Source organism: Kocuria sabuli (assembly GCF_040981185.1).
In the GTDB taxonomy this organism is placed as follows: domain Bacteria; phylum Actinomycetota; class Actinomycetes; order Actinomycetales; family Micrococcaceae; genus Kocuria; species Kocuria sabuli.
The window spans coordinates 1-584 of the sequence record NZ_JAVHZE010000085.1; the positions used below are offsets into that span (position 1 = coordinate 1).

At 59.2% G+C, this 584-nt stretch carries 1 protein-coding gene; it reads left to right on the plus strand.

Annotated features, from left to right (window positions below):
- Positions 1-485, plus strand: a 485-nt coding sequence (locus RE027_RS18015) for a FimD/PapC C-terminal domain-containing protein (protein WP_368809670.1), incomplete at its 5' end; no start/stop codon positions are given.
- Positions 486-584 lie beyond the last annotated feature (99 nt).

Here is a 584-nt window from a genome sequence, read left to right on the forward strand (position 1 = left end):
ATACCAACGTGCTGATTGCCGTACCGGGCGCAGCGGACGTCAGCGTCGAGAATGAACCCGGTATCCATACCGACGGACGCGGCTATGCGGTGGTGCCTTACGCCTCGGCCTACCATCTGAACAGGATGGCGCTGGACATTAACTCCCTCTCAGACGCCATGGATATCGATGATGCCGTCACCAGCGTGGTGCCGACCCACGGCGCCATCGTGCGCGCCACGTTTAACGCCCGTCTGGGCGCACGCGCGCTGGTAACGCTGCGCTACCACGGCAAGCCGGTGCCGTTTGGCGCCATGGTTTCCCGCGACGATAACGGCAGCGACACCATCGTAGGCGAAGAAGGCGAAACCTACCTCTCCGGCCTGAGCCAAAAGGGAGTGTTGAAGGCGCAATGGGGAGAAGGGGCGGATAAGCGCTGTACGGCCAACTACCACTTACCTGAAAGCAAACAGCCGCTGCTGCGGATCACCATGGAGTGTTCATAAATGAAATTAAGGATGATGCTTCTCTCTGCCGCTGGGCTACTTTTTTCGCTGAGCAGCCTGGCCGCAACGTGCAAAAACGCTAACGGCGGAATTTCCATG